The sequence below is a fragment of the Mycobacterium sp. genome (assembly GCF_032162605.1).
GTDB lineage: Bacteria > Actinomycetota > Actinomycetes > Mycobacteriales > Mycobacteriaceae > Mycobacterium.
Genome location: NZ_JAVROT010000484.1, coordinates 1 through 8158 on the forward strand (window position 1 = coordinate 1; position 8158 = coordinate 8158).

General features: G+C 67.8%; 9 protein-coding genes and 1 pseudogene. All 10 read left to right on the top strand.

The features are described from left to right. A pseudogene (locus QOI01_RS26595) lies at window positions 1-155 on the top strand (DUF4185 domain-containing protein); the annotation flags it as partial. A gap of 91 nt (window positions 156-246) precedes the next feature. Further along, window positions 247-702, top strand: coding sequence for a hypothetical protein (locus QOI01_RS26600; protein ID WP_526386156.1), 456 nt, complete (start codon window positions 247-249; stop codon window positions 700-702). A gap of 86 nt (window positions 703-788) precedes the next feature. Then, entirely contained in the window at window positions 789-1331 is a 543-nt protein-coding gene (locus tag QOI01_RS26605; protein WP_526386157.1) for a hypothetical protein, read from the top strand. Between the two features lie 185 nt (window positions 1332-1516). Next, window positions 1517-2968, top strand: coding sequence for a catalase (locus tag QOI01_RS26610; protein WP_526386158.1), 1452 nt, complete (start codon window positions 1517-1519; stop codon window positions 2966-2968). Window positions 2969-3129: 161 nt separating this feature from the next. Then, complete coding sequence (locus QOI01_RS26615; protein ID WP_526386159.1) at window positions 3130-3651, top strand: hypothetical protein; 522 nt, start codon at window positions 3130-3132, stop codon at window positions 3649-3651. A 63-nt stretch (window positions 3652-3714) separates the two neighbouring features. Further along, window positions 3715-4146, top strand: coding sequence for an organic hydroperoxide resistance protein (locus QOI01_RS26620; RefSeq protein ID WP_526386160.1), 432 nt, complete (start codon window positions 3715-3717; stop codon window positions 4144-4146). A 4-nt stretch (window positions 4147-4150) separates the two neighbouring features. Continuing rightward, on the top strand, window positions 4151-4798 hold the full coding sequence (locus QOI01_RS26625; protein WP_526386161.1) for a sensor domain-containing protein: 648 nt from the start codon (window positions 4151-4153) through the stop codon (window positions 4796-4798). Between the two features lie 153 nt (window positions 4799-4951). After that, on the top strand, window positions 4952-6241 hold the full coding sequence (gene egtA / locus QOI01_RS26630; protein WP_526386162.1) for an ergothioneine biosynthesis glutamate--cysteine ligase EgtA: 1290 nt from the start codon (window positions 4952-4954) through the stop codon (window positions 6239-6241). Then, window positions 6238-7581: an ergothioneine biosynthesis protein EgtB gene (egtB, locus tag QOI01_RS26635; protein WP_526386163.1), complete on the top strand. Its 1344-nt coding sequence runs from the start codon at window positions 6238-6240 to the stop codon at window positions 7579-7581. Before egtA ends, egtB begins: the two co-directional genes overlap by 4 nt. Next, window positions 7581-8158 (top strand): ergothioneine biosynthesis protein EgtC (gene egtC, locus QOI01_RS26640; protein WP_526386164.1); only part of this gene is annotated, 578 nt, incomplete at its 3' end. The genes egtB and egtC, both read left to right, overlap by 1 nt.

Here is an 8158-nt window from a genome sequence, read left to right on the forward strand (position 1 = left end):
ACGGTGGCTACATCTCACCCGGGTCCACGCTCGACGAGCTGCGGGTGTTCGTCAGTCAGTGGAACACGCTGCCGCGGGCCGACAATGCGCCGTACCGGGTGATCCAGTTCGCAGTGAACCCGCTCAAGCCCTGGGATCAGCTACCGCCGGCCTGACTACCGTCGGCCGTGGTGACCGCACCCACTTCGCAGCCGATTCACGAGGAATTTGAAGAGTCGCCCTCGATGGGACGAGAATCATGGACCCATGAGCGAAACAGTCGAGTATCCCGGAGAAGCTCCGACCGGCCCCCACACTTCAGTGATGCCGGAGGCGCCTTACCCCCCTGCTCCGCAGGGCTATGGGTATCCGCCGATCACGCAGGCGCCACCGCAGGTGTCCCAGGACAAGCCGAGTCGTCTCAACAAGGTGGCCGCGTGGGTGGGCATCGCCGCCGGGTCGCTGGTGATCGTCGCCGTACTGTTCGGCTCGGGGTTCTACTTCGGCCGGGAAACCGCCCCGCAGCCCGTGGACCGGGGCGCCGCGGGCGCCGAGCAGGGTGGGCCCATGATCTTTCCGATGCCGCGGGGCCAGTTCGAGCGGCCGGGTCCCGGCATCGTCGTCCCCAACGGACCGACCTTCCAGCTGCCGAACCTGTTCCCGCAATTCCCGATGTCGCCGCAGACGCCGTCGACTCCGACGCCTGGCGAACCGCCGAGATAATCGCACGGGGGCGGCATGGAGGGCTCATAGCGGATTCATAGGTGATTCATGATTGGCGCATCACCAGCGCGGCCATCATTGGGAACATGACCGAAACAACGCCCTCCCCAGAACCAGCCACCGGCCCGATCGACACCACTACGACACCGGCCCCAACCACCACTTCGACACCGACCGTCGTCGAGACGCGCGACGTCGGCAAGCGGCGCCGGCGCGGCAAGCTCAATGCCGTTGCCGCGTGGGTCGGCATCGTGGCGGGCGTCGTGTTCATCGTCGCCGTCATCTTCGGCACCGGCTTCGTGCTCGGCGCGAGCGCGGGTGGTGGGGATCATCACGGTGGCCATCACCGCGATGGCGGCAGCCAGATGCATCACGAGGGCGGACCCGGTTGGCGGGGCGGCCAAGGGGGGCAAGAGGGACGAGGGGGACAGTGGGGACACGGTGGCTTCGGCCCCGGCGGCTTCGGCGGCTTCGGTCCCGGTGCACCCGGCGGCTTCGGACCCGGTCAACAGGGCCAAGGCGGACAGGGCGGACCCGGTCAACAGGGCCAAAGCGGACAGGGCGGACCCGGTCAACAGGTCCAAGGCGGACAGGGCGGACCCGGGCAGTCGACGCAACCCACGCGCTGACAACTGAAGGCAACCGACGCGATGCCCCGCTCATTCACGTGGTGAGTGGGGCACCGTCGTTTTTGCATGCCGCCAACACGTATGGGACGGCAGTTTGGCGGGTAATTTCAAGAGAGGCGGTGTGTTCGACGCAAATGCGGCCCAGCCCCGAGTGGTCGCGGAACCACCGGGAGATGGATGAGCAGATGACCGAGAAGATCGCGACGACGGACGGTGGAGCACCGGTCCCCAGCGTCGAACATTCACTGAGCGTCGGCCCCGACGGGCCGATCCTGCTGCAGGACCACTATCTGATCGAGCAGATGGCCAACTTCAACCGGGAGCGCATCCCGGAGCGCCAGCCGCACGCCAAGGGTGGCGGCGCGTTCGGGCACTTCCAGGTGACCAACGACGTCAGCCAGTACACCAAGGCGGCGGTCTTTCAGCCCGGCACCAAGACCGACACGCTGATCCGGTTCTCGACCGTGGCAGGCGAGCGTGGCAGCCCAGACACCTGGCGGGATCCGCGCGGATTCTCGCTGAAGCTGTACACGTCGGAGGGCAACCTGGACATCGTCGGCAACAACACCCCGGTCTTCTTCATCCGCGACCCGATCAAGTTCCAGAACTTCATCCGCAGCCAGAAGCGAATGGCCGCCAACAATCTGCGCGACCACCACATGCAATGGGACTTCTGGACTCTGTCGCCGGAGAGCGCGCACCAAGTCACCTACCTGATGGGTGACCGGGGAATCCCGAAGACGTGGCGGCACATGAACGGCTACTCCAGCCATACCTACAGCTGGGTCAACGCGAAGGATGAACTGTTCTGGGTGAAGTACCACTTCAAGACCGACCAGGGCATCGACTTCCTCACCCAGGAGGAAGGTGACCGGTTGGCCGGTGCGGACGGCGACTACCACCAGCGCGATCTGTACGACTCGATCGAGGCGGGCAACCACCCGAGCTGGTCGCTGAAGATGCAGGTCATGCCGTTCGAGGACGCCAAGACCTATCGGTACAACCCGTTCGATCTGACCAAGGTGTGGCCGCATTCGGACTACCCGCTGATCGATGTCGGCAAGTTGACGCTGGATCGCAACGTCGTCGACCACCACGCGCAGATCGAGCAGGCCGCGTTCGAGCCGAACAACATCGTGGCGGGCACCGGCCTGTCGCCGGACAAGATGCTGCTGGCCCGCGGGTTCTCCTACTCCGACGCGCACCGCGCCCGGCTCGGGGTGAACTACAATCAGATCCCGGACAACGAGCCGAAGGTCGAGGTCAACGCTTACTCCAAGGACGGGACGATGCGGATCCGCCTCGCAGGAGATCCGGTGTACGCGCCGAACTCGGTGGGCGGCCCGGTGGCCGATCCCGCACGTGCTGCCGAGGTGCACTGGGCGTCCGACGGCGACATGGTCCGCATGGCGTACTCGCTGCGTCCCGAGGACGACGACTGGGGCCAGGCGGGCATCCTCGTCCGCGAGGTCATGGACGACGACCAACGGGATCGATTGGCCTCCAACATCATCGGGCACGTGCTGGACGGTGTGAAGGAGCCGGTGCTGTCGCGGGTGTTCGAGTATTGGCGCAACGTCGACCCGGATCTCGGCAAGAAGGTTGAGGAGGGAGTGCGCGCCAAGGCGGGCGGCTAGCGCCCGTGGGCGAACGAACTCGGCGTGGGGGCAGACGAGTCGACACGCCGGTGTGAACTACATAGACGTCATTCTCCTGGGGTCTGTGGGACTATTGAGAACTTTGGGGAATGTGTGGCGACATGCCCTCATACGTGGGAGTGTCGCTAACCATGACGCGCATGCCTGCGACCAGGATGGCGCTCCTCGTTTCGGCGGCGGCACTCCTGCTCGCCCTGACGAGTGGCTGTGCATCGCACGACCCCGAACCGCAACGCGGTCTGGCGGAGGTGTTCTCCGTCGGCGACTGCGTTTCGATCCCGGCGAAGGCCCCGGACACGCTGAGCGCCACCAAGGTGTCGTGCAGCGCCGACCCTAGCTACACGGTGGGCGCAATGGCCAACGGATCGGGATCGTGCCCGAGTGCCGAATACCAGCACGTGCCAACGAAATTCGCCGACCCCTCGACGGCGCAGCTGTGCCTCGTCCCCAATCTCGTCGCTGACCACTGCTATGTCCTCGACATGCCCATCGGCATGCTTGCGCTGGCCGACTGCGCCGAGCGCGGCCTGCAGGGGGTGCTGGTCCAGGTCACCCAGCGCCTCGATGTGCGCGATCAGCAAGCGTGCCCCGCATCCGCGGGTCAGTACGCCTGGCCCTACCCGTCGCCGCCGCGTACCTACTGCACGCTGACGATTTTCTAACCGCCGGACTTCTAACCGTCGGGGCCGCGTTGCCGTCCTCCCGCAGCTGGCATGATCGAGCGCATGAGCATCGAAGTCGTTTACACCGCAGAGTCCACGGCCACCGGCGGAGGTCGCGACGGACACGTGAACTCCGCCGACGGCAAGATCGACCTCGACACGCGCCCGCCCAAGGAGATGGGCGGCAGCGGCGAGGGCGTCAACCCCGAGCTGTTGTTCTCGGCCGGCTATTCCGCCTGTTTCCTCGGCGCCCTGCGGCTTGTCGCCAAGAACGAGAAGATCGCCATCGACGACGCGTCGGGCATCACCGCGCAGATCGGCTTCGGCAAGGATTCCGAGGGTGGCTTCGGCTTGACCGCCCATCTGATCGGCTACCTGCCCGGACTCGAGCAGCGTGCGGCCGACGAGCTGATGGAGAAGGCGCACGGCGTGTGCCCGTACTCGAAGGCCACCCGCGGCAACATCGACGTCAAGCTGTCGGCCAAGGTCGTCTAGTCGCATGCGGAGCACGGCCGCCGGTGTCATGGTGACCGGCGTCGTCCTGGCTGGAGCCCTGGCGGCGCCCGCCGCCGCGCGCCCGTCCGATCCCGGCGTCGTCTCCTACGCCGTACTCGGGAAGGGGTCGGTGGGCAACGTCGTCGGCGCCCCGATGGCGTGGGAATCGACGTTCACCGCTCCCCTCCAGGGTTTCTACGTCGACGTCCCCGAGTGCAACAACTGGGCCGACATCGGACTGCCCGAGGTGTACGAGGATCCCGACCTCGCCTCGTTCAACGGAGCGGTGGCCCAGCGGGCGGCCAACGACGACACCAACCTGGTCAAACAGGCCGTCGGTGTGTTCGCCACGAACGACGCCGCCAACCGCGCCTTCCACCGTGTGACCGACAGGACCGTCGGCTGCTCGGGGCAGACCAGCGCCATGCACCTCGACGACTTCGTCACCCAGGTCTGGTCCTTCACCGGCGGTCCGCCCACCGGTACCGACGCCGTGTGGGTCAAGCAGGAAGCGGGTACAGACCGGCGGTGCTTCATTCAGACCAGGCTGCGCGAGAACGTTCTGCTGCAAGCGAAAGTCTGTCAGCCTGGCAACGGTGGGCCCGCGGTGAACGTGCTGGCGGGCGCCATGCAGAACTCGCTGGGTCAGTAACGGTCGCCGGTTTCGGACCCACGAAACAAGCCGTAACCGAAAATTCGCGCGACATTGTCGGTGTCCTCTGGAAGATGGAGGGGCATCGACACACGAGGGCACGACAAACGAGGGCACACATCGAGCTGCCCGCGCTCGCTCCTCGGGGAGGGGATGGTTGACATGACCACCACCGCGGATCTTCGAGGAACCCGGCCCGACGACGCGGCGGGGACCGAACTCGTCGACTCCGACGACGCCGCGTCGCGCATCGGCGGGGACTGTCTCAAGGACGGTCCCGTCGGTCAGGTCGGACTGGAGATCGAGGCACACTGCTTCGACCTGACCCATCCCATGCGACGCCCGTCCTGGGACGAACTCTCGCAGGTCATCGCCCACGTTCCGGCGTTGCCGGGCGGCAGCCCCATCACCGTCGAGCCGGGTGGGGCGGTGGAGCTGTCCGGCCTGCCCGCCGACTCGGCACTGTCCGCGATCAACGCGATGCGGGCCGACCGGTCAGTGCTGAGGGACGCGTTCGCTCGGCACGGTCTCGGCCTGGTGCTGCTGGGCGCCGACCCGCTGCGACCACCCAAGAGAGTCAATCCGGGCGACCGCTACCGCGCCATGGAGCAGTTCTTCACGGCCAGTGGCACCACCGACGCCGGCGCGGCGATGATGACGTCGACCGCGTCGGTGCAGGTCAATCTCGACGCCGGCCCGCGCGAAGGCTGGGCGGACCGGGTTCGCCTCGCGCACGCGCTCGGGCCGACGATGATCGCCATCTCCGCCAATTCGCCGCTGCTGGGCACCGAGTTCTCCGGCTGGCGCTCCACCCGGCAGCGCGTGTGGAGCCAGCTCGACTCCGCGCGCTGCGGTCCCGTGCTCGGCGCCAGCGGCGGTGATCCGGCTGCGGACTGGGTCCGGTATGCGCTCAAAGCGCCGGTGATGCTGGTGCAGGGTCCCGAGACGGTGCCGATGACCGAGGTGGTGCCCTTCGACGACTGGGCCGACGGCCGCGCGCTGCTCGGTGGTCGTCGCCCGACCGGGGCGGATCTCGACTATCACCTCACGACGTTGTTCCCGCCCGTGCGGCCGCGCGGATTCCTCGAGATCCGCTACCTCGACAGCACCCCTGACGAGGTCTGGCCCGCCGTCGTCTTCACGCTGGCCACGCTGCTCGACGATCCCGCGGCCGCCGAGGTCGCCGCGGAGGTCACGGAGTCGGTCGCCACGGAGTGGGACCTGGCCGCCCGGGTCGGACTCGGTGACCCGCGGCTGCGGGAGGCGGCCGTACTCTGCGTCCGGACCGCCGCCGAACTGGCACCCGCGGAATTACACGACGCGATGCAGAGGTTGTTGAGTCAGGTGGAACAGGGCAGGAGTTCGGCCGACGACTTCTCCGATCTCGTCGTCGGCAATGGAGTCCAGGAAGCGGTGAGCCGAGTGGCGGGGGGAACGGTGTGACCACGCGAGAAGCGCTGGCCAAAGACCTCACCGTGGCGCGGGAACGCACCTTGGCGCTGGTGGAGATCGACGACGCCGAACTGCTGCGTCAGTACGACCCGCTGATGAGCCCGCTGGTGTGGGATCTCGCCCACATCGGCTGGCAGGAGGAGATGTGGCTGCTTCGCGGAAATGATCCGCGCCGGCCCGGGCTGCTGTCGCCGGCCGTCGATGGGCTCTACGACGCGTTCGCGCACTCACGTGCCAGTCGCGTCGACCTTCCGCTGCTGCCTCCCGAGGACGCGCGGGCGTTCTGCGGCACCGTGCGCGCGAAAGCCCTTGACGCGCTTGACGTCCTGCCCACCGAAGACGGCACCGGTGTCGACGCGGCCTTCGTCTTCGGCCTGGTGGTGAGCCACGAGAACCAGCACGACGAGACCATGCTGCAGGCGCTGAGCATCCGCACCGGGCCACCAATCCTGGGCCGCGGCACACCGCTGCCAACGGGGCGCTCCGACGTGGCGGGCACGTCGGTGTTGGTGCAGGGCGGCCCGTTCATCCTCGGCGTGACGGCCGCCGAGGAGCCCATGTCGCTGGACAATGAACGCGACGCGCACGTCGTCGACGTGCCGTCCTTTCGGATCGGACGCGTCCCCGTCACGAACGGGGAGTGGCGCGGCTTCATCGACGACGGCGGTTACCGCGAGCCGCGTTGGTGGTCCGAGGCTGGCTGGGCACACCGCCTCGAGGCCGGGTTGACGGCGCCCAAGTTCTGGAACATCGGAGCGACGGGGGAAGGAACGGACGGGACGCGCACGCGCTTCGGATACGTCGAGGACATCCCGGCCGACGAACCCGTGCAACACGTCACCTTCTTCGAGGCCGAGGCGTACGCCGCGTGGGCGGGCGCCCGACTGCCCACCGAGATGGAATGGGAGAAGGCCTGCGCGTGGGACCCGGCGGCGGGCGCGCGCCGCCGATTCCCGTGGGGCGCTTCAGAACCCACTGCGGCGCTGGTGAATCTGGGTGGCGAGGCGCTGCGGCCGGCGCCGGTCGGGGCCTACCCGGCGGGAGCTTCGGCCTACGGCGCCGAGCAGATGCTCGGTGACGTGTGGGAGTGGACCACGTCTGCGCTGCGGCCATGGCCGGGGTTCACGCCGATGCTCTACGAGCAGTACTCGCGCCCGTTCTTCGACGGTGACTACAAGATCCTTCGTGGCGGCGCGTGGTCGGTCGCCACGAGCATCCTGCGGCCGAGCTTCCGCAACTGGGACCACCCGATCCGCCGCCAGATCTTCTCGGGGCTGCGGTTGGCCTGGGACGTCGACGATGAGCCGCTTGCGCGAAGAGAAAATCGCTGATGTGCCGTCATCTCGGCTGGCTCGGGCAACCGGTGCCGCTGTCGTCGCTCGTCCTCGACCAGCCCTACGGCCTTCTCGTGCAATCGTATTCACCACGGCGGCAGAAGCACGGCGTCGTCAACGCAGACGGCTGGGGGGCGGGCTTCTTCGATGACGGGGTTCCGCGCCGGTGGCGCAGCGCCGCGCCGCTGTGGGGTGATGCGTCGTTCGCCTCGGTGGCGCCCGCCGTCCGCAGCGGGTGCGTCGTCGCGGCCGTCCGGTCGGCGACCATCGGCATGCCCATCGAGCCGTCCGCATCGGCGCCGTTCAGCGACGGCGAGTGGCTGCTGTCGCACAACGGTGTCGTCGACCGCGCCGTCCTGCCCCTCTCACCGGCGGCCGAGTCCGTCGTCGACAGCGCGTTGCTCGCGGCACTGATCTTCGACCGCGGCCTGGAACGGTTGGGCGACACCATCGTCGAGGTCGGCGGCGCCGATTCCAGCGCCCGCTTGAACATCATCGCCGCCAACGGATCTCGGCTGCTCGCCACCACCTGGGGGGACACCCTGTCGGTGCTGCGCAGAGACGACGGCGTTGT

What these genes read in the sequence shown, in the direction of transcription:
- QOI01_RS26625 (WP_526386161.1), top strand. Translation starts at nt 4,151, where the DNA reads ATGCGGAGCACGGCCGCCGGTGTCATGGTGACCGGCGTCGTCCTGGCT.
- QOI01_RS26615 (WP_526386159.1), top strand. Translation starts at nt 3,130, where the DNA reads ATGCCTGCGACCAGGATGGCGCTCCTCGTTTCGGCGGCGGCACTCCTG.
- QOI01_RS26610 (WP_526386158.1), top strand. Translation starts at nt 1,517, where the DNA reads ATGACCGAGAAGATCGCGACGACGGACGGTGGAGCACCGGTCCCCAGC.
- QOI01_RS26620 (WP_526386160.1), top strand. Translation starts at nt 3,715, where the DNA reads ATGAGCATCGAAGTCGTTTACACCGCAGAGTCCACGGCCACCGGCGGA.
- QOI01_RS26605 (WP_526386157.1), top strand. Translation starts at nt 789, where the DNA reads ATGACCGAAACAACGCCCTCCCCAGAACCAGCCACCGGCCCGATCGAC.
- egtA (WP_526386162.1), top strand. Translation starts at nt 4,952, where the DNA reads ATGGTTGACATGACCACCACCGCGGATCTTCGAGGAACCCGGCCCGAC.
- QOI01_RS26600 (WP_526386156.1), top strand. Translation starts at nt 247, where the DNA reads ATGAGCGAAACAGTCGAGTATCCCGGAGAAGCTCCGACCGGCCCCCAC.